The organism is Pseudomonas sp., from assembly GCF_046581935.1.
Classification (GTDB): domain Bacteria; phylum Pseudomonadota; class Gammaproteobacteria; order Pseudomonadales; family Pseudomonadaceae; genus Aquipseudomonas.
Window position 1 is genome coordinate 85,719 of the sequence record NZ_JAYGFK010000007.1, and the last position, 26,055, is coordinate 111,773.

The 26,055-nt window shown below is 59.3% G+C and carries 22 protein-coding genes; 9 read left to right on the forward strand and 13 right to left on the reverse strand.

Translation table 11 applies throughout. The features are described 5' to 3' along the window. Positions 1-82 precede the first annotated feature (82 nt). A complete protein-coding gene (locus VCA57_RS06255; RefSeq protein ID WP_411184101.1) occupies positions 83-850 on the forward strand; it encodes a DUF2059 domain-containing protein in 768 nt (255 codons plus the stop codon). Positions 851-907: 57 nt separating this feature from the next. Here the strand turns inward: VCA57_RS06255 and VCA57_RS06260 are convergent, their stop codons facing one another. After that, a complete protein-coding gene (locus tag VCA57_RS06260; RefSeq protein ID WP_411184102.1) occupies positions 908-1,840 on the reverse strand; it encodes an alpha/beta hydrolase in 933 nt (310 codons plus the stop codon). An 84-nt stretch (positions 1,841-1,924) separates the two neighbouring features. Between VCA57_RS06260 and VCA57_RS06265 the strand changes: the two genes are divergently transcribed. Beyond that, on the forward strand, positions 1,925-2,536 hold the full coding sequence (locus VCA57_RS06265; RefSeq protein WP_411184103.1) for a DUF6436 domain-containing protein: 612 nt from the start codon (positions 1,925-1,927) through the stop codon (positions 2,534-2,536). A gap of 8 nt (positions 2,537-2,544) precedes the next feature. Here the strand turns inward: VCA57_RS06265 and VCA57_RS06270 are convergent, their stop codons facing one another. After that, on the reverse strand, positions 2,545-3,609 hold the full coding sequence (locus VCA57_RS06270; protein WP_411184104.1) for an AraC family transcriptional regulator ligand-binding domain-containing protein: 1,065 nt from the start codon (positions 3,607-3,609) through the stop codon (positions 2,545-2,547). Positions 3,610-3,722: 113 nt separating this feature from the next. On the opposite strand from VCA57_RS06270, the gene VCA57_RS06275 reads away from it, so the two are divergent. Further along, positions 3,723-6,116, forward strand: a complete 2,394-nt coding sequence (locus VCA57_RS06275; protein WP_411184105.1) for a penicillin acylase family protein — start codon at positions 3,723-3,725, stop codon at positions 6,114-6,116. Positions 6,117-6,168: 52 nt separating this feature from the next. Here VCA57_RS06275 and VCA57_RS06280 read toward each other — a convergent pair whose 3' ends face one another. Continuing rightward, positions 6,169-7,023: an oxygenase MpaB family protein gene (locus VCA57_RS06280; RefSeq protein WP_411184106.1), complete on the reverse strand. Its 855-nt coding sequence runs from the start codon at positions 7,021-7,023 to the stop codon at positions 6,169-6,171. 80 nt (positions 7,024-7,103) lie between these two features. Here VCA57_RS06280 and VCA57_RS06285 point away from each other — a divergent pair, with 80 nt between their 5' ends. Continuing rightward, the gene (locus tag VCA57_RS06285) at positions 7,104-7,724 is read left to right on the forward strand and encodes a TetR/AcrR family transcriptional regulator (RefSeq protein ID WP_411184107.1); all 621 of its coding nucleotides are present in this window, start codon (positions 7,104-7,106) and stop codon (positions 7,722-7,724) included. 25 nt (positions 7,725-7,749) lie between these two features. Here the strand turns inward: VCA57_RS06285 and VCA57_RS06290 are convergent, their stop codons facing one another. The 9 genes from VCA57_RS06290 to VCA57_RS06330 form a co-directional block, all read right to left on the reverse strand. After that, positions 7,750-8,697 carry a sensor domain-containing diguanylate cyclase gene (locus VCA57_RS06290; RefSeq protein WP_411184108.1) on the reverse strand — a complete coding sequence of 316 codons (948 nt, stop codon included), beginning with the start codon at positions 8,695-8,697 and terminating at the stop codon, positions 7,750-7,752. 168 nt (positions 8,698-8,865) lie between these two features. Continuing rightward, positions 8,866-9,759 (reverse strand): ABC transporter permease subunit, encoded by an 894-nt coding sequence (locus VCA57_RS06295; RefSeq protein WP_411184109.1) that lies wholly within the window; start codon positions 9,757-9,759, stop codon positions 8,866-8,868. Beyond that, the gene (locus VCA57_RS06300; protein WP_411184160.1) at positions 9,756-10,637 is read right to left on the reverse strand and encodes an ABC transporter permease subunit; all 882 of its coding nucleotides are present in this window, start codon (positions 10,635-10,637) and stop codon (positions 9,756-9,758) included. Before VCA57_RS06300 ends, VCA57_RS06295 begins: the two co-directional genes overlap by 4 nt. Before the next feature lie 26 nt (positions 10,638-10,663). Beyond that, positions 10,664-11,806: a polyamine ABC transporter ATP-binding protein gene (gene potA, locus VCA57_RS06305; protein WP_411184110.1), complete on the reverse strand. Its 1,143-nt coding sequence runs from the start codon at positions 11,804-11,806 to the stop codon at positions 10,664-10,666. A 53-nt stretch (positions 11,807-11,859) separates the two neighbouring features. Further along, positions 11,860-12,951, reverse strand: coding sequence for a polyamine ABC transporter substrate-binding protein (locus VCA57_RS06310; RefSeq protein ID WP_411184111.1), 1,092 nt, complete (start codon positions 12,949-12,951; stop codon positions 11,860-11,862). 68 nt (positions 12,952-13,019) lie between these two features. Continuing rightward, entirely contained in the window at positions 13,020-14,114 is a 1,095-nt protein-coding gene (locus VCA57_RS06315; RefSeq protein WP_411184112.1) for a polyamine ABC transporter substrate-binding protein, read from the reverse strand. A 156-nt stretch (positions 14,115-14,270) separates the two neighbouring features. Then, positions 14,271-15,644 (reverse strand): aspartate aminotransferase family protein, encoded by a 1,374-nt coding sequence (locus tag VCA57_RS06320; RefSeq protein ID WP_411184113.1) that lies wholly within the window; start codon positions 15,642-15,644, stop codon positions 14,271-14,273. 92 nt (positions 15,645-15,736) lie between these two features. Continuing rightward, positions 15,737-17,095 (reverse strand): glutamine synthetase family protein, encoded by a 1,359-nt coding sequence (locus VCA57_RS06325; protein ID WP_411184114.1) that lies wholly within the window; start codon positions 17,093-17,095, stop codon positions 15,737-15,739. 43 nt (positions 17,096-17,138) lie between these two features. Continuing rightward, a complete protein-coding gene (locus VCA57_RS06330) occupies positions 17,139-17,891 on the reverse strand; it encodes a gamma-glutamyl-gamma-aminobutyrate hydrolase family protein (protein ID WP_411184115.1) in 753 nt (250 codons plus the stop codon). Positions 17,892-18,168: 277 nt separating this feature from the next. Between VCA57_RS06330 and VCA57_RS06335 the strand changes: the two genes are divergently transcribed. After that, a complete protein-coding gene (locus VCA57_RS06335; RefSeq protein WP_411184116.1) occupies positions 18,169-19,545 on the forward strand; it encodes a glutamine synthetase family protein in 1,377 nt (458 codons plus the stop codon). 233 nt (positions 19,546-19,778) lie between these two features. On the opposite strand, the gene VCA57_RS06340 is transcribed toward VCA57_RS06335, so the two are convergent. Then, positions 19,779-21,143 (reverse strand): inorganic triphosphatase, encoded by a 1,365-nt coding sequence (locus VCA57_RS06340; RefSeq protein ID WP_411184117.1) that lies wholly within the window; start codon positions 21,141-21,143, stop codon positions 19,779-19,781. Positions 21,144-21,255: 112 nt separating this feature from the next. On the opposite strand from VCA57_RS06340, the gene VCA57_RS06345 reads away from it, so the two are divergent. From VCA57_RS06345 to argA, 4 genes are all read left to right on the forward strand, one after another. After that, positions 21,256-21,933: a TIGR00153 family protein gene (locus VCA57_RS06345; protein WP_411184118.1), complete on the forward strand. Its 678-nt coding sequence runs from the start codon at positions 21,256-21,258 to the stop codon at positions 21,931-21,933. A 39-nt stretch (positions 21,934-21,972) separates the two neighbouring features. Continuing rightward, positions 21,973-23,235: an inorganic phosphate transporter gene (locus VCA57_RS06350; protein WP_411184119.1), complete on the forward strand. Its 1,263-nt coding sequence runs from the start codon at positions 21,973-21,975 to the stop codon at positions 23,233-23,235. 210 nt (positions 23,236-23,445) lie between these two features. Further along, positions 23,446-24,636, forward strand: a complete 1,191-nt coding sequence (gene argE, locus VCA57_RS06355) for an acetylornithine deacetylase (protein ID WP_411184120.1) — start codon at positions 23,446-23,448, stop codon at positions 24,634-24,636. 98 nt (positions 24,637-24,734) lie between these two features. Next, positions 24,735-26,033, forward strand: coding sequence for an amino-acid N-acetyltransferase (gene argA, locus VCA57_RS06360; protein WP_411184121.1), 1,299 nt, complete (start codon positions 24,735-24,737; stop codon positions 26,031-26,033). Positions 26,034-26,055 lie beyond the last annotated feature (22 nt).

Here is a 26,055-nt window from a genome sequence, read left to right on the forward strand (position 1 = left end):
ATCGCGATTCTAGCAGGCCTCTTACCGGCCTCGACAACCCCCCGCGACCCATCGAAAATAGTCGCCCCTGAATGGAGTCCCTATGCGCGCCCTATCCGTTGTACTGACCCTGCTGCTGAGCCTGCCCGCCCTGGCCGATGATTACCTGCAGCTGTATCAGACGGCCGGCTGGCCGCAGCAGCGCATGCACTTCAGCGATGCCCTGCAAGCCGCTCAAGACCGCTACCGCAGCAGCCTGCCGCCAGCGGTGTTCCAGGCGTTGGTGAACAACAGCAACCAGCGCTTTGCCGCCACGGCTGTTGATCAACGCGCGCAACAGGGCCTGCGTGACAACCTTAGCGAGCCGAACAGCGCCCTGCAGTTCTTCCAATCACCCCTTGGCCGCAAGATTGTCGATGCCGAACTGCTGGCCACCCGCAGTGACCAACTGGCGCGCTACGCCAACGGCCTACCGCGCATTGAAGCCAGCGCCACCCGCCGCTTGCTGATTCGCCACCTGGCCCAGGCCCTACCCGCCAAGGAAGCCGGCGCGGAAGTCAGCCTGGCGCTGGCCGGCGTCGCGGCCGACAGCCTCAGCCAAATGCTCCCTGGTCTGCTCGGCGGCGACAACACCCAGGCCATGCTCAGTGGCCAGCGCCAGCGCCTGATGGAACAGATTGCTGCCGACCTCGACAACACCTTGCTGCACGTTTACCGCGAGCTGAGCGACCCAGAGTTGGAAGAGTTTGCCAGCTTTGCTGAATCGGCTGCCGGCAAGGCCTACTACCAGGCCGCCTTGGCAGCGATCCGCAGCGGCTTGGCGGTTGGCCAGAGCACCGCCAACCTGGCACCAGCACCGCGCGGTATCTGATTAGAGTCTGGCCGCTTCATCGCGAGCGGCGTGGCCGCGAGTGAAACGGCAACAGACCTAGCCGAGGCGCGGGCTGAGAAAGTCGAAATAGCGCTGGCGCAAGGCCGGCACTTCATTGGCCAAATGATGCCGTGCCTCGGCCAGGCGCAGAATCTGCGGCGCGGCGAACTTGTCCTGCAACACCTTGAGGTTATGCTGCCAGTCCACAGTCATGTCCGCCTCGCCTTGAATGATCAACGGGCTGCGCGCACTGCGCGGTGCAGCCTCGATGCGCGGCACCCAGTGCCTTAGCGCACCGACCCAGGCAGTGGGCAAGTTGTGCGGCTGCAGCGGGTCATGGTGGTGGATAAAGTCGAGAAACTCCGCATCGTTGGAGTTGCTGCTGAAGCGCCGTGGGATCTCGCTAACGAAGTGGCGCATCACCTGATAGCTGAGCTGCGACCAGCCCCAAGCCCGTGGCCGTATCAACGGGGCCATAAGCAGGGTTTCACCAATCTGCGCCAGAGGCTCACCCGTGAGCAGGTAATCAATCAGAATCGCCCCGCCAGTACTTTGCCCACACAGGTGCCAGGGCTGCGGCAAGGCTAAACCGGCGGCCTCGACCAGCACCGCCTGCAACACCGTCTGGTACTCGGCAAAATCACCAATGCTGGCGCGCGCGCCGCTGGACAACCCGTGCCCCGGCAGGTCAAAAGCCAACACCGCAAAACCCTGGCCCAACGCCCACTCAATCACATGGCGGTACAAGCCCGTGTGGTCGTAATAACCGTGCAACAGCACCAGCGTGGCGCGGGACTCTTGTGGCCACCAGGCTTGCGCAACAATCTGATAGCCGCCCGCGTGCAGGCTGCCCATACAACTGCGCACGGCCAGCGCATCAGTAAAACGGTAGAACTGCCGATAAGCCTGCTCGACCGCAGACAACGGCGCCGCTACGGCCAAGGGTCGCAGACCCGCAATCAGAGTTTCCGGCTGAAGCAGCGCTGGCATAGGCTTTCCATCATTTATGCAGGTTAGTCGCCGGCCATCCAAACCAACGAATCAGGTAGCGGATATTCAGCTCTCAGGCCAGTCATGGCAAGCTGCGCGCCTGTTTGCCGAAGACCACTCATGACGCGACCCACACGCAAGACCTTATTCCTCAGCCTGCTGCTCCTGCTCTGGGGCGCGGCCATGCTCGCTGCCTACCGCTGGTACGACGCCCGTTACCTACGCAGTTTCAGCGAGCAGACGGCGCTGTTCTATGGCGAGCAGCTGCGCCTGCCGGATGAGTTGGCCGGCCCCGGGCCGATCCGCCTGGTGCACTTCTGGGACCCGGCCTGCCCGTGCAACGTCGGCAATCAGCAGCACCTGGCCGAATTGCTCGAACGCTTCGGCCCTCAGGGTGTGAGCTTTTATGCGCTGCAGAAGCCCGGCAGCACCGGCCTGTTACCCAACACCCTAAGCGCCATGCAGCCGCTAAGCGCGTTGCCTGGCAGCGAGCAGATCCCGGCCAGCCCGGCAGTCGCCATCTGGGACAACTCAGGCCAACTGGCCTACTTCGGCCCTTACAGCGAAGGAGCCATCTGCAGCTCCAGCAACAGCTTTATCGAGCCGATTCTCGAAGCGCTGGTCGCAGGGCGCGCGGTGAATGCCAGCAATACCCTGGCAGTCGGATGCTTCTGCGACTGGCTCACGCCGAACTAGCGCCGCCTTTAACCCTGATCAGAGCTACCGCCGCCCCCCGGCCCGACGGACTGCGAACGAAAGCCTTGCGGCGTGTCGCCCTGCCAGCGGCGGAAGGCGCGATAGAACGGCGACAACTCGGCAAAGCCGCAGGCGCGGGCCACTTCACGGATGGCCAGCCCTTGCTCCAGCAGGCTTTGCGCGCGCAGGCGGCGCACCTCATCGTGCAGTTGACGAAAGCTCTGCTGCTGCTCGGCCAACGCCCGCTGCAACGCACTCGCGCGGTAACCGAGGGCCTGGGCACAATGCGCCAGGTCACACAGCTGCACGCCCAAATTGACCTCCAGCCAGTAGCGCACACGGTTAAGCAGCTGATTCTCCTCCAGCTCCGCCAACTCCACTTCAGCCTGCGCCCAAAGCACCGCGAACAGCCTCGGGTTGGCGCTGCGCGAGGGCCGACTGAGCCAAGCACGCGGGAAAATCAGCGCATCGTTGGTCTGAGCAAAGCGCGGCGACAGACCCAACAAGCGCCGATGCTCACTGAGCCGGCGCGGCGCAGGGTGGCGAAAATCCAAACCATCCAAAACAAAGCCATCAGCGCTGACGCTAGCCAGCATCTTCTGCAACAGCAGCGCCAGACATTCCATCTGCTGACGCAACGAGCCGACGCCACGGTAGTTGAGGTTAAAAATCAGCTGTGCTTGCTCCCCCTGCAGCTCCAGTCGCGCGGCAAACCCGCCGGAAAGAATGTGCTGAAAGCGCAAAAAGCTCTCCAGCGCCTGGCCCAAATCACGGCTGGCCAGCAGCAGATAGCCGACCACATCCAGCGGCCGTGGCTGCATGGCCGCACCCAGGTGCAGGCCAATATCGACATCGCCACTGATACGTTCTAGCGCCTGCCAAAAGCGTGGAGCGTTGTCATGGTCCTCGCGGGAATTGAGCAAGCGCGGAGCCAGCACCACACCGTGATAGGCCTGCCGGTAGGTATCCGTCGGATCAAACCCCAGCGCGGCCAGTGCCTCATACAGCAGGCGGCGTAGGGTTGAGGAGTGGGTCAGCGCGCTGGGGCTGCTGCTATGTCGATCGCTGTCCATAAAAGCCTCAATAATTGACCAAAGACTTTCATTACTCGCGCATTTGGTCAATGTCGGCACACCGAGCAAACCGCACAATGCGCAGCGCATAAAACCTATAACAAGGAAACGCCATGAAACGCACCCTGACCGCCCTTGCTGTGATCGTCATAGCCACTGCCGCTGGCGCTTACTGGTACATCGACAGCAAGCAGCCGCAACGCGCTGGCGAGATCCAGCTGAGCGCTCTGCAGGCAGCCGTCACGGTGGATTACGACGAGCGTGGGGTGCCGCATATTCAGGCGCAAAACGAGGCCGATATGTACCGGGCGCTGGGCTACGTGCACGCCCAAGACCGCCTGTTTCAAATGGAGATTCTGCGCCGCTTGGCGCGCGGTGAGCTGGCGGAGGTTCTCGGCAGCAAAATGCTCGATACCGACCGCCTGTTCCGCACGCTTGGCATCCGCGAACACGCTGACCGTTACGCGGCGAAAATGGACATGAACGCCGCATCAAGCAAGGCGTTGTTGGCTTATCTGGACGGCATCAACCAGTACCAGGACAGCCATCCGACACCGTTTGAATTCGACATGCTGGGCATCAAGAAACGCCCGTTCACCGCTGCGGATACCCTGAGCGTCGCCGGCTATATGGCCTACAGTTTTGCAGCCGCGTTCCGCACCGAGCCGGTACTGACGCATATTCGCGATCAACTGGGCGCGGATTACCTCAAGGTCTTCGACCTCGACTGGCACCCGCAAGGTGTGGTCGATCAGCGCCTTGCCGCCGGTGACTGGCTAGACCTTAACGCCATTGCCGAACTGAGCATGGCGGCGCTAGAGGAAGCCGGCCTGCCGCAATTTGAGGGCAGCAATGCCTGGGCCGTTGCCGGCAGCCACACCGCCAGCGGCAAACCGCTGCTGGCGGGCGACCCGCATATCCGCTTCTCCGTACCATCGGTGTGGTACGAGGCTAACCTCAGCTACCCTGGTTTCAGCCTGTACGGCCATCACCAGGCGCTCAATCCGGTCGCCTCGCTCGGCCATAACCGCGAGTTCGCCTGGAGCCTGACCATGTTCCAGAACGACGACCTCGACCTAATCGCCGAGAAAACCAACCCGCAGAGCCCCAACCAAGTCTGGTATCGCGGCCAGTGGGTCGAGCTGCAAAGCCGTGAAGAGCAAATCAAGGTCAAGGATGCCGAGCCGGTCAACCTGACCATTCGCCGCTCGCCACACGGCCCGATCATCAACAGCGCCTTGGGCGAAACTGCCGGCAGCACGCCGATTGCCATGTGGTGGACGTTTCTCGAAAGCGACAACCCGATCCTCGAAGGTTTCTACCAGCTCAACCGCGCCAATACGCTGGATAAAGCCCGCACCGCCGTTGAGCACATCGAAGCCCCCGGCCTCAACATCATGTGGGCCAATGCCAGCGGTGACATCGCCTGGTGGGCAGCGGCGAAACTGCCACGCCGGCCGGCGGGAGTTAACCCCAACTTTATCCTTGACGGTGCCAGCAACGAGGCCGAGAAGGACGGCTACTACCCCTTCAGTGCCAACCCGCAGGAAGAGAACCCAGCGCGCGGCTACATCGTCTCCGCCAACTACCAGCCTGTATCACCTACCGGCATGGCGGTGCCTGGCTACTACAACCTGCCCGACCGCGGCCAGCGCCTAAACCAGCGCCTTAGCGACAGCAGCGTGAAATGGGACCTGAACAACAGCCAGGCACTGCAACTCGACACCGGCACAGGCTACCCGCAACGCTTACTCGCACCGCTTGCCGCCGACCTGCACGCGGCCGCCAGCGATGCGCAGGAGCAGGCCCTGGTCGAACAACTGCTGAGCTGGGATGGCCAACACACCCTCGAATCGACCACTGCCACGCTGTTTAACCAGTTTCTCTACCAATTGGCCCATGAGGCCATGGCCGACGAACTGAGTGACGCCTTCTTCGCCACCCTGCTGCAAACCCGCGTGATTGACGGCGCGATGCCACGTTTAGCCGCCGATGCCAACTCGCCGTGGTGGGATAAGCGCGGCAGCGAAGCCGTGGAAAGCCGCGCCGATATTGTCAAAGCCGCCTGGCAAGCCAGCCTCGCCCACCTACGCAACACCCTCAGCAACGACCCCGCGCAATGGACCTGGGGCAGCGTGCATACGCTTACCCACAGCCATCCATTGGGCCAACAGAAACCGCTGGATAAACTGTTCAACGTCGGTCCATTCGCCGCGCCCGGCAGCCACGAAACGCCCAACAACCTGTCGCAATCAATTGGCCCAGCGCCGTGGTCAGTCACCTACGGCCCATCGACGCGTCGCCTGATTGACCTGGCCGACGCCAACAGCGCACTGGGCATCAACCCGGTCGGGCAAAGCGGCGTAGCGTTCGACACCCACTACAAAGACCAAGCCGAGCGCTATATCCGTGGCGAGTACGTGCCGATGCACCTGGATGCGAGTGCGATCAAAGCCAACAGCCGCAGCCAGTTGATACTGCGCCCAGCAGCCAATGGAGCTCAATAAAACAGCCCAACACCCGTGACGTCTGGCAAACAACACGGGCCTTGGCTGCGCCTCAGCCTGATTGTCGCTCGCGTCGCATGGCCGCGTGTGCCTGGGGAAAATAGCGCAAGCGCTGAGGCAAAACCCGCCACAGCGCTTTGACCACCCGCGCCAGAATGCTCAAACGACGCTGATCCTTGGCACTCCAGGGCAAGCCAAGGCGCTGACGCAGCGGCGCAGGCATGCTGCCCACCGCCAGCCAGCGCGCGCCTTGGTCGAACAGCGGTCGCAACAACCACCATAGCGGGCCGCGCATCCAGGGAAATGGCGCGGGAAGATCCTTGCTCTCATCGAGATACCAGCGCGCCACATCAGTCATTTCCAGCCGCGTGTCCAACATCTCCTGCCAGTACTTTTTGAACGCCGTGTAGTCGGCTGGAACCGACGTCATCGGCAGACCGTACAAGGCGTACCAGTGGATGGACTCCTGATACAAACGCTCCAGAGTCGTCTCGTCGAGCGGTGTGCCAAACAACGCCTGAACGGCGATCTGCCCCTCGAAGAAGGTGGCGTGGGCCCAGTAGAAAAGCTCGGGGCTCAAGGCATGGTAGCGCTGCCCGTGAGCGTCCACGCCCTTGATCTTCCGATGCCAATCACGAATCTGCAGGCCGGTCCCGGCCGCCTGCTCACCGCCATAGACCACCGCAAGAATCGGCGGGATGGAGCGAAACAAACGGTTCCAGGGGTTAACAAACAAATCGGAATGTTCCTGCACCCCCGCAGCCAGGCCGGGGTGCAAGTTCTGCAACAGGCCAACGCGACTGATCAACAGCAACCCTCGCAGGTCGCCGAAGTAACGCCAGGTCAGTGATTCCGGCCCCAGAAGGTGTATCGGGTGCGCATCTGAATCGGGACAAATCGCTTGCATGCTGGGGCGCTCCTGTGTGATTAACTGGAGCCCAGAATAATGCGAGTATTAGCTCGCATTAAATTCGCAATGGAGTCGCCATGCGCAAACAACCCAGCCAGCAACGCTCACAACAAATGGTGGACATTCTGCTAGAGGCCTGCGGCCGGGTGATCGAACGCCAGGGCCTGGCCAACCTGACCACCAACAGGGTCGCAACCGAGGCAGGCGTAAGCGTGGGCTCGCTGTACCAGTACTTCGCCAACAAGCAAGAACTGCTGGAAGCACTACTTGGGCGGATGGCGCTCGATATCACACGCCTGGTCGATGCCCGCATGGCGCAAGTGCTGGAAGTCGACGTCAGGACGGCAGTGCGGATGCTACTGAGCGAAGTGCTCGCATTTATTCTTAGCGGTAATGGCCACTACCGCTTACTGGTACGCCACTGGCATCAGTTGCAAGCGCTGCATGTGGTTGACCGACTGGAGCGCTACCTGTCGGAAGTTTGCCGACGCTATCTAGTGCGCCACGTTCGCCAGTTCCCCATCGACAACCCCACGCCAATGCTATTCGTGATGATCAACGCCACCCTGATGACACTGGTACGCCACCTGGCACTGGACGAGCCGCCACTGAGCGACCAACAATTGATTGATGAGCTTACTGAAATGCTCGCCGCCTATTTGGCGGCAGCAGCGGGCACCCACCAGGCCAACAGCTAGCAATACGCAGAACCCGCCTTTACACCTACAGGTCAGCGATCAATACCGCGCGATTACGCCCCTGGTGCTTGGCCTTGTAGAGCAGGCGGTCTACCTGCTCGATAAAGGTTTGTGGCTGGTCATGTGGACCTGGCATCAGGGTGCCAACACCGAGGCTTAGGGTCAGTAGAGGGGCTACCTGGGAACGGGCATGCAGGATGTTCTGTTCTTCGATCAGTTGACGGCACCGCTCTGCGACTTGAGCAGCGGCCAGGGCATCGGTTTCCGGCAGCAGCAGGACAAACTCCTCACCGCCGTAGCGGGCCATCAGGTCACGCGGACGGACGGCGGCACGGCTAAGGGCCTGCCCCACATTCTTCAGGCAGTCGTCGCCCTGAATATGGCCGTAGTGGTCGTTGTATTCCTTAAAGAAGTCGATATCCAGCAGAATCAGTGACAACGGCTGACCGGTGCGCTGGGCGTTGTTCCACTCGACTTGCAGGCGACTGTCGAACATACGCCGGTTGGCCACCCCGGTGAGGCCATCCAGGTAGGAGAGCTCTTCTAGCTGTTGTTGCAGTTGCAGCAGTTGCTGCTCGGTCTGTTTGCGCTCGCTGATGTCGAACATAAAGCCGATCAGCGCCTCCACTTCGCCCGACTCATTGCGCAGTACATGCACCACATCGCGGATCCACACATAGCCGCCATCGCGAGTTAGCGCGCGATAGTCAGCCTCATGGTCGCAGCCCGCCTGGGACTGGGAGACGCAGAAGCCCACTACGCTATCGCGGTCCTCGGGGTGCATGCGCTCGGCCCAGTCGTTGGCGCTGAGCCAACTGGACTGTGGCCAGCCAAGCAGGGCTTCTATTTGCGGGCCGATATAGGCAAAGGTCATGGTCGCCCAGTCGATCTTCCAGGGGATGGCCTTGGTCGACTCCAGCAAGGTTTTGTACACCGTGCTGTCGGCGCTTGTTGGTTCAGTCATGGCAGACATTCCGAGCGAGCGTTAGCAGAGCTTGTAACCAAGATCAGCGCACGAAGCAACAGCGGCAGCGATAGCCAGCCGGCAGCCTTCGCGGCGCTGATGAGCAGTGGGCAACAGGTATCGGCAAAATGCACAAGGGCCACTGATGTGGCCCTTGTGGGTTATTGCGCGAAGCTATCAGGCATGCACCTGAGAAGGATCGCGGCGGACATCCGGGCCGCTCTGCAGATGAGCACCGGTGGTTTCGTCCATGGCCTGTTGCAGGGCTTTCTTGCGCTTCTCTTCGGAACGGTGGGCGAAGAACCAGACCAGGAAAGTCGCAAGTGACACCGCCAACAGAATCAAGCTGGCAACCGCGTTGATTTCCGGTTTCACGCCCAGACGCACGGCGGAGAAGACTTCCATCGGCAAGGTGGTCGAGCCCGGCCCAGACACGAAGCTGGCGAGTACCAGATCGTCCAGCGACAAGGCGAAGGACATCATGCCGCCAGCCGCCAGGGACGGCGCAATCATCGGAATGGTGATCAGAAAGAACACCTTCCAAGGCTTCGCACCAAGGTCCATGGCTGCTTCTTCAATGGACAGGTCCAGCTCACGCAAGCGCGACGACACCACCACCGCCACATAGGCGGAACAGAAGGTGGTGTGGGCGATCCAGATGGTCAGCACGCCACGCTCGGCAGGCCAGCCGATCAGCTGGGCCATGGCCACAAACAACAGCAGCAGCGACAGACCGGTAATCACCTCGGGCATCACCAACGGCGCGGTGACCAGGCCACCGAACAGCGTGCGGCCCTTGAAGCGGGTGACGCGGGTGAGCACGAAGGCGGCCATGGTGCCCAACGCAACCGCAGCAATTGCGGTGTAGCAGGCGATTTCCAGCGAGCGCATCACTGCGTTCATCAGCTGCGTGTTATCGAGCAGACCGGTATACCACTTCACCGACCAGCCACCCCACACGGTCACCAGACGCGAGGCGTTGAACGAGTAAATCACCAGAATCAGCATCGGCAGGTAGATGAAAACCAGCCCGGACCACAACATAAAGTTGGAGAAACTGAAACGCTTCATGGGCGACCCTCCATTTCTTTGGCCTGGTTGCGGTTAAACAGGATGATCGGAACGATCAGGATCGCCAGCATCACCACAGCCAAGGCGGACGCTACCGGCCAGTCGCGGTTGTTGAAGAACTCCTGCCACAGCACCTTGCCGATCATCAGGGTTTCCGGACCACCGAGCAGTTCAGGAATCACGAACTCACCCACCACCGGGATAAACACCAGCATGCAGCCGGCGATGATGCCGTTTTTGGCCAGCGGTACGGTGATTTTCCAGAAGCTGTTGAAGGTACTCGAACCGAGATCTGCAGCGGCCTCCAGCAAGCTCTGGTCATGCTTAACCAGGTTCGCGAACAGCGGCAAGATCATAAACGGCAGGTACGAGTAAACGACGCCGATGTACACCGCCAGGTTGGTGTTAAGGATTTGCAGCGGCTCGTTGATAACCCCCAGCCAGAGCAAAAAGGCGTTGAGCAGGCCGTTGTTGCTGAGAATACCCATCCAGGCGTAGACGCGGATCAGGATGGCCGTCCAGGTCGGCATCATGATCAGCAACAGCAACACCATTTGCTTGGCCTTGTCGGCCCGAGCAATGGCATACGCCATGGGAAAGCCAATCACCAGGCAGAGCAAGGTACTAATCGCAGCCATCTTCAGCGAGCCCAAGTAGGCCGCAAGATAGAGCGCATCCTCACTGAGGAAGATGTAGTTACCCAGGTTGATGATCAACGTGAAGGTGTTTTCCGCCCAGCTGTAAATCTCGGTATACGGCGGGATGGCAACGTCGGCTTCGGCAAAGCTGATTTTCATCACGATGATGAAAGGCAGCAGGAAGAATAGGAACAGCCAGAGGAAGGGCACCCCGATTACCAGGTGCCGGCCCTTGGGCATACGGCGGCTGATGCTTCGGATGATGTTCATGTGCGCAATGTCACCCCGCTGTCGTCCTCCCACCAGACGTACACTTCGTCGTCCCAGGTGGGTCGTGCGCCACGCCGTTCAGCGTTGGCAACAAATGACTGAACAATCTTGCCGCTCGGCAGCTCAACGTAAAACACCGAATGGCCGCCGAGGTAGGCGATGTCGTGCACGGTGCCGCGCGACCAGTTGTATTCACAACTTGGCTGCTCGGTGCTGAACAGCAGTTTTTCCGGGCGGATAGCGTAGGTGATGCTCTTGTCCTGCACCGAGGTGTTAACCCCATGGCCGACATAGATGTTGCGCTCAAGGTCCGGGCTGTCGATCAACGCGTGATCTTCCATGTCCTCGACTACCTGGCCGTCGAATAGGTTAACGTTACCGATGAATTCGCAAACCAGACGGCTGGTCGGCGTTTCGTAAATATCCACCGGGCTGCCGATTTGGGCGATCCAGCCGAGGTGCATGATGGCAATGCGCTGGGCCATGGTCATGGCCTCTTCCTGATCGTGGGTCACCATGACGCAGGTTACGCCGACGCGCTCGATGATCTCGACAAGCTCAAGCTGCATCTGCGAACGCAGCTTCTTGTCCAAAGCACCCATTGGCTCGTCGAGCAGCAACAGCTTGGGACGTTTGGCCAAGGAACGGGCCAACGCCACACGCTGACGCTGACCACCGGAAAGCTGGTGTGGCTTGCGCTTGGCGTACTGGCTCATGTGCACCAGTTTGAGCATTTCCTCGACGCGGGCGGCGATCTCCGCCTTAGACATCTTGTCCTGCTTGAGACCAAAGGCGATGTTCTCAGCAACGCTCATGTGCGGAAACAAGGCGTAGGACTGGAACATCATATTGATCGGCCGTTCGTAGGGCGGCAGATCGGTGATGTCTTCACCGTCGAGCCAGATGCGCCCTTCAGTCGGTCGCTCAAAGCCAGCCAACATGCGCAACAGAGTCGACTTACCCGAACCAGAGCCACCGAGCAGGGCGAAAATCTCGCCCTTGTTGATGGTCAGTGATACATCGTCAACCGCCAGCGTTTCATCAAACTTCTTGGATACACGCTCGATCTTGACCAGCACTTCTTTCGGTTGCTGATCGCCTTCAAGCACTTTCTTATAGGCACTGGAAGCAACTGCCATTCCCAACACTCCCGCAAAAGTAACGCCCGGCCAGTGTGGCCGGGCGTTGTAAATTATTGACCTGACTTAACCTTGGTCCAGCTGCGCGTCATCAAACGCTGCACCTTGACCGGCAACTCCGCCGAAATAAACAACTTGTCCAGCACCGCTTGTGGCGGATATACCGACTCGTCGTTGCGCACGTCCTGATCCATCAGCTCGCCAGCCTTGGTATTCGGGTTGGCGTAACCGACGTAGTCGCTGACGCCGGCAATGGTGGCCGGCTCCAGCAGGTAATTGATAAAGGCATGTGCCTCTTTCGGGTTACTGGCATCTGCCGGAATGGCAAGCATGTCGAACCACAGGTTGGCCCCTTCTTTGGGGATGCTGTAGGCGATATCGATGCCCTTGCCAGCTTCTTCGGCACGATCAGCAGCCTGCAGGATGTCGCCAGAGAAGCCGACTGCTACGCAGATATTGCCGTTGGCCAGATCCCCGATGTACTTGGAGCTGTGGAAGTAACGCACATAAGGACGTACGGCCAGCAGCTTGGCTTCAGCCTTGGCGTAGTCGTCAGCGTTACGGGTATTGGGGTCGAGGCCCATGTAGTTGAGCACGCCAGGGATCATCTCATCGGCCGAATCGAGGAAACTGACGCCGCAGGCGGCGAGCTTCTTCATGTTCTCAGGCTCGAAGACCATGGCCCAGGAGTCGATCTTATCGACCCCCAGTACTTCTTTGACCTTGGCCACGTTATAGCCAATCCCGTTGGTACCCCAGAGATACGGTACGGCGTACTGATTACCGGGGTCATTCACTTGCAACTGCTTGAGCAGCGCTGGATCGAGATTGCCCCAGTTGGGCAGCTGATTGCGGTCGAGCTTCTGAAACGCTCCCGCTTTAATCTGCTTGCCGAGAAAATGATTGGATGGCACCACAATGTCGTAGCCGGAACGGCCCGCCAGGAGTTTGCCTTCCAGGGTTTCGTTGGAGTCGAAGACGTCGTACAGGGCCTTGATGCCGGTAGCCTTTTGGAAATCAGCCAACGTGTTTTCGCCGATATAGTCAGACCAGTTGTAAATCTTGACCACTGGCTCATCGGCTTGCACGGCGCAGGTGCTGACGGCAGCAGCCAACATACCTGCAAGAAGTGGAGTACGACGCATGGAAGCTTCCTTATTGTTGTGGGTGAATGCGGCGGAGTAATCCGCCGCACACCATTACAGCGAGGCTATTACTTACCCGACTTGATCCGAGTCCAGCTGCGGGTCATCGCACGCTGCACTTTCGGGCTCAACTCGGAGAAGGCGTAGAGCTTCTTGGAGGCTTCTTCGGTTGGGTAAATACCTGGGTTGTTGCGGATTGACTCTTCAACCAGCGGTGTGGCCGCACTGTTGCCATTCGGGTAGGCAACGTAGTCAGAAATCGGCGCGATCACTTCAGGCGTGAGGATGTAATTGAGGAAGGTGTAGGCCTCCTCGGTGTTCTTGGAGTCCGCAGGAATGGCCATCATGTCAAAGAAGGTTGCTGCACCTTCCTTGGGAATCGCATACGCGACAGGCACATTGTTCTTCGCTTCCTCGGCACGGGATTGAGCCTGGAACACGTCGCCGGACCAACCGACTGCCACGCAGATATTGCCGTTGGCCAGGTCAGAGATGTACTTGGAGGAATGGAAGTAGGTGATGTACGGACGCACTTTCATCAGCAGCTCTTCAGCGGCCGCTACGTCTTCAGCGCTTTTAGCAATTGGGTTCTTGCCCAAGTAGTGCAGCGCTGCGGCGTAGATTTCTTCTGGGGCATCAAGCATGGCAACACCACAGGACTGCAGCTTCGCCATGTTTTCCGGTTTGAATACAGCGTCCCAGGAATCAATCTTGTCTACGCCCAGCGCGGCTTTGACCTTAGCTGGGTTGTAACCAATACCAGTAGTGCCCCACAGGTACGGAAAGGCGTACTGGTTACCCGGATCAGAAGCGTCCAGCGCTTTCAGCAAATCCGGATTGAGGTTTTTCCAGTTAGGCAGCTTGGATTTGTCCAGTTTCTGGAACACGCCAGCTTTGATCTGCTTGGCCAGGAACTGGTTAGACGGCACCACCACGTCATAGCCGGAACCACCAGAAAGCATCTTCGCTTCCAGGGTTTCGTTACTGTCGAAAACGTCGTAGACAACCTTAATGCCGGTCTCTTTCTCAAAGTTGGCGATGGTGTCTTCTGCAATGTAGTCGGACCAGTTGTAAACATGCAGGACTTTGTCATCCGCGTGTGCGGCACCCGCAACAGCCCCAGCAAGGGACAACGCGAGAAGGGTTTTGCCGAATATATTCATGCGTACAGCTCCTGTTGTCGTAGTCGTTTCCGGAAGATGCGCGTGATCTGCAGCACCTTCCGGTGAGCCTGACCCACGCATTGGCGCAGTCTGGCAAGGTCATGCTCTTGTTGCCAACGTTCAGACGCAAGCATCTGATAAAAAAGGCTATTAGCTTTAAGCCAGCACCTCAGCAGCGGTCAGGTCGAGGCACTTACGGGCCTTTTCAAGCAATTCATCGATCTCGGCATGGCTGATCACCAGCGGCGGAGAAATAATCATGGTGTCGCCCACAGCACGCATGATCAGACCATTATTAAAGCAGTGGCCTCGGCAGATCATGCCAACACCGACATCCCCTGCAAAACGTTTGCGACTGGCCTTGTCTTGAACCAGCTCAATGGCTCCCAACATGCCAACGCCACGTACTTCACCCACCAATGGATGATCCGCCAGCTCACGTAAACGCTTTTGCAAATACGGTGCCGTTTCAGCCTTGACTCGCTCGATAATTTTTTCTTCACGCAGAATGCGCAGGTTTTCCAGCGCCACGGCAGCGGCCACCGGGTGCCCGGAATAGGTGAAGCCGTGGTTGAAGTCACCGCCCTGGTTGAGCACTTCGACGATATCGTCACGCACAATCAGCCCACCCATTGGGATGTAACCGCTGGTCAGTCCTTTGGCGATGGTCATCATGTGCGGCGTATTGCCGAAATAGTCGCTACCGAACCATTCACCGGTACGGCCGAACCCGCAGATCACTTCATCGGCAACAAACAGAATGTCGTACTTGGCGAGGATTTCGCGAATGCGCGGCCAGTAGCTATCCGGCGGAATAATCACACCGCCCGCGCCCTGGATCGGCTCAGCTATAAAGGCCGCGACATTGTCTTCACCGACTTCGAGAATCTTCTTTTCCAACTGGTCGGCAGCCCAGATTCCGAACTCATCCGGGCTCATATCGCCACCCTCACCGAACCAGTAAGGCTGCGGGATATGCACGATGCCAGGAATCGGCAGATCGCCCTGCTCATGCATGTACTTCATGCCGCCCAGGCTTGCACCAGCGACGGTTGAGCCGTGATAACCATTAACCCGGCTGATGATGACCTTCTTGTTCGGCTGGCCTTTGACTGCCCAATAATGGCGCACCATACGCAGCATGGTGTCGTTGCCTTCGGAGCCAGAACCGGTAAAAAACACATGGTTCATGCCTTTTGGGGCCAGCTCGGAAATCGCCTTGGCCAGCTCTAGCGCCGGCGGCGTGGCCGTTTGAAAGAACATGTTGTAGTAAGGCAGCTCCTGCATCTGCTTGGCGGCAGCGTCTGCCAGCTCCTTACGACCATAGCCAATCGCCACACACCAGAGCCCAGCCATGGCATCAAGGATCTTGTGGCCTTCGCTGTCCCACAGGTACACCCCGTCGGCCTTGGTGATAATCCGCGGCCCACTTTCTGCCAGCTGCTTGAAATCACTGAAGGGCGCGAGATGGTGCTCGCGGCTCATGGCCTGCCACTCACGGGTTTTCGGGTTGGTCACTTGACTGTTCATAACAACACCTTGCTTACGCAGGCTGCGCATTGCAGCCCGATAAAAATTCTTAGCGACTGGCGCAGGGATCACCCGCGCCAACCACCGGACTGTTACACCGACAGCAGCAGGAACTCGCGCTCCCAGGAGCTGATCACGCGCTTGTAGTTCTCGTGCTCAGCACGTTTGACCGCCACATAACCACGCATGAACTTCTCGCCGAGGTATTTCTCGGCCGCCTTGCAGGCTTCCATACGCTCCAGCGCGTGCTCAATGGTGATAGGCAGACGCAGGTTGCGCCGCTCATAAGCTCGTCCTTTAACCGGTGCGCTCGGCTTGAGGTCGTCGACCATGCCCATGTAACCGCACAGCAAGGAGGCGGCCAGCACCAAGTAAGGGTTGGCATCCGCGCCCGCCAGACGGTTCTCCACACGGCGGTTCTGCGGCGTGGCTTCCGGTACGCGCAGGCCCACGGTGCGGTTTTCCTCACCCCATTCAACGTTCACCGGCGCAGAGGTATCCGGCAGGAAGCGGCGGAACGAATTGACGTTGGGGGCGAACAGCGGCAGCAGCTCAGGGATGTACTTCTGCAAGCCACCGATATGGTTCATGAACAGCTGGCTCATGCTGCCATCAGGGTTGGAGAACAGGTTCTTGCCGGTTTTGATGTCCACCACACTCTGGTGAATATGCATCGCGCTACCGGGCTGATCGGTGATCGGCTTGGCCATAAAGGTCGCCGCCACATCGTGCTTGAGCGACGCTTCGCGCATGGTGCGCTTGAATACCGTGATCTGGTCGGCCAGGTGCAGGGCTTCACCGTGACGGAAGTTGATTTCCATCTGCGCCGGACCGTCTTCGTGAATCAGCGTGTCGAGGTCCAAACCCTGGATTTCACACCAGTCATAAACGTCTTCAAACAGCGGGTCGAATTCGTTGGCGGCATCAATGGAGAACGACTGACGGCCCACTTCCGGGCGACCGGAGCGGCCCATAGGTGCCACCAGCGGGAAGTCCGGGTCACTGTTGCGTTTGGTCAGGTAGAACTCCATTTCTGGCGCAACAATTGGCTTCCAGCCTTTATCGGCATACAGCTTGAGTACATTTTTAAGAATGTTGCGTGGCGACAGCTCGATCGGATTGCCTTGTTTGTCGAAGGTATCGTGGATCACCATCGCAGTGGGTTCGATGGCCCACGGCACCAGGAAGGCAGCGTTCTCATCGGGGCGGCAGAACATATCGATGTCTGCTTCGTCGAGCAGCTCGTAATAGATGTCATCCTCGACGTAGTCGCCGGTCACGGTCTGCAGCAGCACACTCTCGGGGAGGCGCATGCCCTTCTCGTCGAGAAACTTGTTGGTCGGCGAGATCTTGCCGCGAGCAATGCCGGTAAGGTCGCTGATCAAGCATTCAACTTCGGTGATTTTGCGTTCTTTCAGCCAGCTCGAAAGCTGGTCTAGTTTGGTACTCATAGAGACCTCAGGGTTGGTGAGAACCGACCTATATATAGTCGGCTCAGCGTTGCCCCGCCTTCTTCCTGCAAGCCTCACCAAAGGCCTGGAAGATGGCGAGATAATTCGGGTTAGATCGTACCTGCCATTCAGGGTGCCATTGCACCCCCAATGCAAAGCTTTTAGCACCTTCGACGGAGAAGGCTTCGATCAACCCGTCAGGCGCCAGTGCTTCTACGCGAAGGCCCGGCGCCAGACGCTGAACGCCCTGGCCATGAATGGAATTAACGTGGATCTCGTCCGGCAAGCCGATGCCGGCGAGCAGCCCACCCGGCTGCACATGCAGCAGGTGGCGCAGGCCATATTGCTGTTCTACGGGGGTGTCCTCAGGCTCACGGTGGTCCATCAAACCTGCGACCTCATGTACCTTCTGGTGCAAGGCACCGCCGAAGGCCACGTTCATTTCCTGAAAACCGCGGCAAATTCCCAGCACAGGAATGCCCTGAGCAATAGCTGCTTTAATCAGAGGCAAGGTGGTGCTGTCACGGGCCGCATCATGCAAAGTACCGGCCTCACTCGCCGGGCCACTATAATGATGGGGTTCGACATTCGACGGTGAACCCGGAAACACCAGGCCATCGATATGCTGTAGCAGGTACTGTTGGTCGATCTGTTCGCCCAACGCGGGAATGATTACCGGCATACCGCCGACAACGGTAACAATGGCCTGCAGGTATTTATCACCTGCAGTGTGATAGATGTTGTGCCCGATCTGCTTGGTGCAGGCACTAACGCCGATAATCGGCTGGCGCGACATGAGACACCCGTTTTATTGCTGTTAGTGGGTTTCGACCGAGCTTAGCCTTGTTCATTTTTTTTCACAACAGCCATGTAAATAATTGAACACACCCTACTGAGCACCCCGGCAGACAAGGGTTTCAGTAGCGCAGGGACGGCCTGTAGCGCCCTAAAAATGGCCACAACGCCCCATACTGGGGCAAAATGGGACTCTCTTGACAGCACATGGCGTTTAAGATTGACTCACACCCGTGCAATTGCATGATTGATATTTTTAACAAAAAAGGTGTTGCATCATGTCGGTACCCCCGCGTGCCGTTCAGCTTAACGAAGCGAACGCGTTCCTTAAGAAACATCCTGAGGTCCTGTTCGTCGACCTTCTCATCGCAGATATGAATGGTGTGGTACGCGGCAAGCGTATCGAGCGTGCGAGCCTGCATAAGGTTTACGAACGCGGCATTAATCTCCCAGCGTCTCTATTCGCCCTAGACATCAACGGCTCGACGGTGGAAAGCACCGGTCTGGGTCTGGATATCGGCGATGCAGACCGGGTCTGCTTTCCCATCCCCAACACCCTGAGCAATGAGCCTTGGCAGAAGCGTCCAACCGCGCAGCTGCTGATGACCATGCATGAAATGGAAGGCCAGCCGTTCTTCGCTGACCCTCGGGAAGTGTTGCGCCAGGTGGTTGCGAAGTTCGACGAACTGGGCCTTACCATCTGTGCCGCTTTTGAACTTGAGTTCTACCTGATCGACCAGGCCAACGTGAACGGCCGTCCGCAGCCGCCACTGTCGCCACTGTCGGGCAAGCGCCCGCACTCGACTCAGGTATACCTGATCGACGACCTCGACGAATACGCCGAGTGCCTGCAAGACATTCTTGAAGGTGCAAAGGAACAAGGCATTCCAGCTGACGCCATCGTCAAGGAAAGTGCCCCCGCGCAGTTCGAGGTCAACCTGCATCACGTCGCCGACCCGATCAAAGCCTGCGACCACGCACTGCTGCTCAAGCGCCTGGTCAAGAACATCGCCTACGACCATGAGATGGACACCACCTTCATGGCCAAGCCCTACCCTAATCAGGCGGGCAACGGGCTGCATGTGCACATCTCGATTCTCGACAAGCAGGGCAACAATATCTTCGCCTGCGAAGACCCCGAGCAAAACGATGCGTTACGCCATGCCATTGGCGGCGTACTGGAAACCATGCCGGCCTCGATGGCTTTCCTCTGCCCCAACGTCAACTCCTACCGCCGTTTTGGTGCGCAGTATTACGTACCCAACTCGCCGTGCTGGGGCATCGACAACCGCACCGTAGCGCTGCGCGTACCGAATGACACAGCCGATGCCGTGCGTATCGAACACCGTGTTGCTGGTGCGGACGCCAACCCTTACCTGCTGATGTCGGCCGTGCTGGCAGGCGTGCACCACGGTCTGACCAACAAGATCGAGCCGACCGCCCCCGTGGAAGGCAACTCCTACGAGCAAAACGAGCAAAGCCTGCCGAACAACCTGCGCGATGCGTTGCGTGAACTGGACGACAGTGAAGTGCTGGCGCGCTATATCGACCCGAAATACATCGATATCTTCGTCGCCTGCAAGGAAAGCGAGCTGGCCGAGTTCGAGAACTCCATCTCTGACCTCGAGTACAACTGGTACTTGCACACGGTTTGATGCAACACCCAACGCCGGCCTTCGAGCCGGCGTTTTTTATTCTGCGCGCCGCGCAAACCTGCCGGAAAAGCACAGCGCCACCCGCGATGCAGGTGGGCGCATTTTCGCAATGTAAGTTGAGTGATGTGGCGATTGCCGAGCGTGGGATGAGCGCTGGTTGCCGGCTATAAAGCCTGCCGCTAAAGCGCCGCCCATAAGACTGATGCCCCGCGCGGAGCATCAGTCGGCAGCGTTTACTTGACCAACTGACGCCAGGCTTTCAGCGAGCCAATGGCCAATAGCTGCGCCTTGCGCGCCGCCAGTACGTCAGGATCAATGGCCTGATTGGCCAACTTCGCCAGTTTGTTCAGCTCACCGTACAGACGGTCGACTTCTGGCACTTCCAGCACCTCACGCGCCAGGTGCAGCCAAACCAACAAGCGCTCGATGCGCGGTAGCTGTTCGGCCAAGTCTTCCGGTTGCTGCTGATAACGACGCAACTGCAAGGCATCGCCTTCTTCACCAATCAAGGTCGGCAACCAATTACCCAATGGTGCCGCGCCCTGACGGTTGCCACGACTGTTACGCTCAACAGTCCAGCTGCGCGCCAGCAACCAACGTGAGGTACTCAAAGAGAACAAGCCCCAACGGGTGGCTGCAAGCTCGGCAGCAAACTGCGCCGGTGCATTCTTGCGGGCCTGCTCATCCAACTGCCCTGCCTGTACCCGTGGCCGCCATTCCAGCAGCAGCGCATCAAGCAATTCACGTAGCGCATGACTACTCGCGCGCGGCGCGGCCTGACCAAGGCTGCCGAGCAGCGCACGCAAACCGATCAGTTGTTCCAGCCACTCAACCAACAAACTCCAGTGACCGTTGAAGCGGTACTGCTCGGCCAAACGCTGGCTGCTGCCCAGCAGATACCAGGCCAGCGCGGCAACACTGTCGTCCAAGCTGGTTTCAACAAGCAGCTGCGGTGCCGCCAGGTTAAGGCTGTAGCTGCTGGCATCGAACAGCCGATAACCGCGCTCGGCCTTGCTGATATCACAGGGCATCAGCGCCAGATCGGCAGCCAGTTCAGCGGCCAGCTCCAGCAAGGCGTCCGGTTCACCTTGGCGCAACTCCAGCTCCAACTCGCAGATTTCCTCTTCACCTTCGCCGGCAATCACCTTGCCCAAGTCCAGCGCTGCCTCGATTACCACCTTGGCTTTGCCGCGACCCCAGGCAATTTCTGCCTTTTCGCGGACAAAGTCGGTGGTAAAGATCGGCACCAGCTGCTTCTTGTCCAACTCGGCCAGCGCCGCCGGCCAGCAGCTGTCATCGAGCTTTTTCAGGTCCAGCTTGGCCTTGGCCAGGTTCCAGTCCCACTCGTTGCGCTCGGACAAGCCCGCCACGCTCTGCCCACGGGTCTTCAGGGTCTGGATAAACTGCTCGCCGTCACGCCGTACACGCAGGGCCACCTTGGCTGCCGCCAGGTCACGGGCCGGAGTATCGAAATACTGATTGAGCAGTTCACGTTGTTCCCAACCACTTTTGTTGCGCTTCTTGAGCAACGGGTGATCACGCAGAGCAGCCAGGGTTTCACGGCTAACGCGCAGTTTGATTTCAGTTTCTTTGTTCATGATGGTGGGGTTCAACGCCTACTATGAAAGTGTGAGAGTCCGATTACCTGCGCTGGCGAGCCTGCAGACTGATCCGTATACTTGCCGCCTTCTTAACGCCGGGGTTCACCCTATGCCAGTCAATCCATTTGCCAGCCTGTTTGGCCGTTCGCCTATTGGGCCAATGCAAAAGCACTTTGCCAAAGCCCACGAGTGTGCAGCGAATCTGGTGCCGTTCTTCGAAGCCGTAATGGCTGAAGATTGGGCCAAGGTCGAACAGGTACAACAGGAAATGGCCAGCCTCGAACATGAGGCTGACAAGCTCAAGAAAAGCGTGCGCTTGCACCTGCCCAAGAGCCTGTTCTTGCCCGTACCGCGCTCGGATTTGCTTGAGCTGCTGAGTGTACAGGACAAAGTCGCCAACCGCGCCAAGGACATCGCTGGCCTCATGCTCGGCCGTCAAATGGCCATTCCGCAGGGCCTGCAGCCGCTGATGCGGACCTTCGTACAACGCACCGTGGACGCCAGCGCGCAAGCGCTGAAGGCCATGAACGAGCTGGATGAACTGCTGGAAACCGGCTTTGGTGGCCGTGAAGCTGCCCTGGTCGAATCCATGGTTATGGAGCTGGAGCAAATCGAACGCGACACCGACAAAATGCAAGTTGAAGTACGTCGTACGCTGTTCAAGCTGGAAAAGGATCTCCCGCCTGTCGATGTGATGTTCCTCTATCAGATCATCGAATGGATCGGCGACGTAGCCGATCGTGCCGAACGTGTCGGCAACCGACTGGAACAACTGCTGGCGCGTTAAGCGCCAGTGTCCTTTCTGGAATCTACGGGTTAATTATTTATGTCTCTAATTGCGGACTACGGCCTCGTATTGCTGCTGCTTGCCTGTCTCTTCGGCTTTTTTATGGCCTGGGGTGTGGGCGCCAACGACGTTGCCAACGCCATGGGTACTTCAGTGGGCTCGCGCGCACTGACCATTAAGCAAGCCATCCTGATTGCCATGGTGTTCGAGTTCGCCGGTGCCTATCTGGCCGGCGGCGAAGTCACCGAAACCATCAAAAGCGGCATCGTTGATGCGTCGATGATCACACCCGACCTTATGGTGCTGGGCATGATGTCGGCACTGCTGGCGGCGGGCACCTGGCTGCTGGTGGCCTCAACCCGCGGTTGGCCAGTGTCCACCACCCACTCCATCGTTGGCGCAGTGATCGGCTTTGCGGCGGTTGGCGTCTCGGTAGACGCCGTCCACTGGAGCGGTGTTGGTCCAATCGTGGCCAGCTGGGTAATTTCCCCAGTGCTGTCCGGCATCGTGGCTTTCGGCCTGTTCGTCAGCGTACAGAAGCTGATTATCGACACCGACAACCCATTCCTGAATGCCAAGCGCTTCGTGCCGCTGTATATGTTTGCCACGGGTTTTATGGTCAGCATCATGACCCTGACCAAAGGCCTCAAACATATCGGCCTGAACCTCACCAGCGGTGAGGGCTTCCTGCTGTCGCTCGGCGTGGGTGCAGCGGTAATGCTGATGGGCGTCGCCCTGCTCAGCCGAATCAAGGTCGACGTCGAAGCGGACAAGGAATTCCACTACGCCAGCGTGGAGAAAGTCTTCGCCGTGCTGATGATCTTCACTGCCTGCTCCATGGCATTTGCCCACGGCTCCAACGACGTGGCCAATGCAGTCGGTCCGCTAGCGGCGATTGTTGGGGTGATCCAGTCGGGTGGTGCCGCTGTCGGTGCCAAAGCCGCGCTACCAGCTTGGGTGCTGCTGCTCGGGGCCGTAGGTATCGTTATCGGCCTGGCCACCTATGGCTACAAAGTGATCGCCACCATCGGTAAGGAAATCACCGAACTGACCCCAAGCCGTGGTTTCGCCGCCGAGCTGGCTACTGCCACCACCGTAGTCGGTGCCTCCGCCATTGGCCTGCCCGTGTCGACGACGCACACCCTGGTGGGTGCGGTACTCGGTGTCGGTCTGGCGCGTGGTATTGGCGCGCTGAACCTGGGCGTGATCGGCAAGATCTTTATGTCCTGGCTGATCACCCTACCCGTGGGTGCGGCCCTGTCGATCGTGTTCTTTTTTATACTGCGCGGCATCTTCCTCTAAGAATCGCTTACGATCTGCTGCGCGTCGGCCCTGCCGCGTTAAAAACAGGCTCGGATGCTCATGTACAACTCGTACACTGCGCGTCCTCGCCTGTTTTTGTCTTGCAGGACTCTAGCTCGCTAGATCGTAAACTGATTCTAAGAAAGCCCCTCGCGGTTTTATCTCTGCAAGCAATGCCCCTATGATGGGGCTCGCTTGTGGAGATAACCGATGCCCCTGCCTTCCCTCAAAGACCAATTTGCCGCCTTGATCGCCGCCCCCTCGGTGAGCTGTACCCAGGCGCACTGGGACCAGTCCAACCGCGCGGTCATCGAGCTGCTGTCGAGTTGGCTCGGCGACCTCGGTTTCAGCTGTGACATACAGGAAGTTTCCCCCGGCAAATTCAACCTGCTCGCCAGTTATGGCAGCGGCCCTGGCGGCTTAGTACTCGCTGGACACAGCGACACCGTGCCGTTTGATGCGGCGCTCTGGCAGACCGACCCGCTCAAGCTCACGGAGGTCGATGGCCGCTGGGTGGGCCTCGGCAGTTGCGACATGAAGGGCTTTTTCGCGCTGATCATCGAAGCCGTGCAGCCCTTGCTGGCGCAGCGCTTCCAACAGCCGCTGCTGATTCTCGCCACCTGCGATGAAGAAAGCTCGATGTCCGGCGCACGCGCCCTGGCTGACGCCGGCCGGCCACTGGGGCGGGCAGCGGTGATCGGCGAGCCGACTGGCTTGAAGCCGATCCGCCTACACAAGGGCGTGATGATGGAGCGCATCGACATTCTCGGGCAGAGCGGCCACTCCTCTAACCCGCGCCTCGGCCATAGCGCCCTGGAAGCCATGCAGGACGTGATGCTGGAGCTGCGCAACCTACGGGCACAATGGCAGCGCGAGTACAACAACCCGCAGTTCAGCGTGCCGCAACCGACTCTGAACTTTGGCTGCATCCACGGCGGCGACAACCCCAACCGCATCTGCGGTCAGTGCTCATTGGAATTCGACTTGCGCCCGCTGCCCGGCATGCAGCCAGAAGCACTGCGCGCAGCGATCCGCCAAAAACTGCATCCGCTGGCCGAACAGCATCAGGTCAAAATCGACTTCGCGCCCTTATTCCCCAGCGTGCCGCCCTTCGAGCAAAATGCCGACGCCGAACTGGTCCGCGTGGCCGAGCGCTTGACCGGGCATACGGCCGCCGCAGTGGCATTTGGCACCGAAGCGCCTTATCTTCAGCAGCTTGGCTGCGAAACCCTGGTACTTGGCCCCGGCGATATCGATTGCGCCCACCAGCCTGGCGAATACCTAGAAATGTCACGTTTGCAGCCTACTGTGCGTCTGCTGCAACAACTGATTGAACATTACTGCCTGCAACCGGCCTATCCGAGCCAAAGCACTGTGTCATCTGGAGGAGAGAACGCGTGAAGCTGCCCCAACTGCGACGATAAAAGCGCTCCCGGCTGCCTCGTCTGGCGCGCTTGCGCCAATCCATGCGTTCCAATTCGACACAGGTTATTTACGCAATGCACGACCACGTAAACTGGCTTCGCCACGCTTCGCCCTATATCAATGCCCACCGTGACTGCACCTTCGTGGTGATGCTGCCCGGCGAGGGTGTTGCCCACCCGAACTTCGGCAATATCGTTCACGACTTGGTGCTGCTGCACAGCCTCGGCGTGCGCCTGGTGCTGGTACATGGCTCACGCCCGCAGATCGAAACACGCCTGGCGGCAAACGGCCTAACCCCGCGCTATCACCGCGACTTGCGCATCACCGACAGCCCGACCCTAGACTGCGTGATTGATGCCGTCGGCCACCTGCGCATCGCCATCGAAGCGCGCCTGTCGATGGACATGGCGCGCTCGCCAATGCAGGGCTCACGCCTGCGCATCACCAGCGGCAACTTCGTTACCGCGCGGCCAATCGGCGTGGTCGACGGCATCGACTACCACCACACCGGCGAAGTACGGCGCATAGACCGCAAGGGCATCAATCGCCAGCTGGATGAGCGCAGCATCGTTTTACTCTCGCCGCTGGGTTACTCGCCCACCGGGGAAATCTTCAACCTGGCCTGCGAAGACGTCGCCACCCGCGCCGCCATTGACCTCGACGCCGACAAGCTGCTGCTGTTCGGTGCCGAATGCGGCCTGCTCGACGATGCCGGCAAGCTGGTGCGTGAGTTGCGCCCGCAGCAGGTGCCCGCGCACTTGAAGCGCCTGGGCAACAGCTACCAGGGCGAACTGCTCGACGCCGCTGCCGAGGCTTGCAAGGCCGGGGTACGTCGCAGCCATATCGTCAGCTATGCCGAAGACGGTGCACTGCTCAGCGAACTGTTCACCCGTACCGGTAACGGCACCCTGGTCGCCCAGGAACAGTTTGAATCGCTGCGTGAAGCCACCATCGAGGATGTCGGCGGCCTGATGGAGCTGATCACCCCGCTGGAAGATCAAGGCATTCTGGTACGCCGCTCGCGCGAGGTGCTGGAGCGCGAGATTGAACAGTTCAGCATTGTTGAACGCGAAGGGCTGATCATCGCCTGCGCCGCGCTGTACCAGATTGCCGACTCGGACTTTGGCGAGCTGGCCTGCCTGGCGGTAAACCCGGCCTATCGCCATGGCGGCCGTGGTGACGAACTGCTCGAACGCATTGAGGAGCGGGCACGCGCACAAGGGCTGAAAACTCTGTTCGTGCTCACCACGCGCACCGCCCACTGGTTCCGCGAACGTGGCTTCACGCCCAGCAGCGTCGACCGCCTGCCCGCCGCGCGCGCCTCGCTGTACAACTTCCAGCGTAACTCGCAGGTGTTTGAAAAAGCGCTCTGAAACCAATCGCGTTAGGAACGCT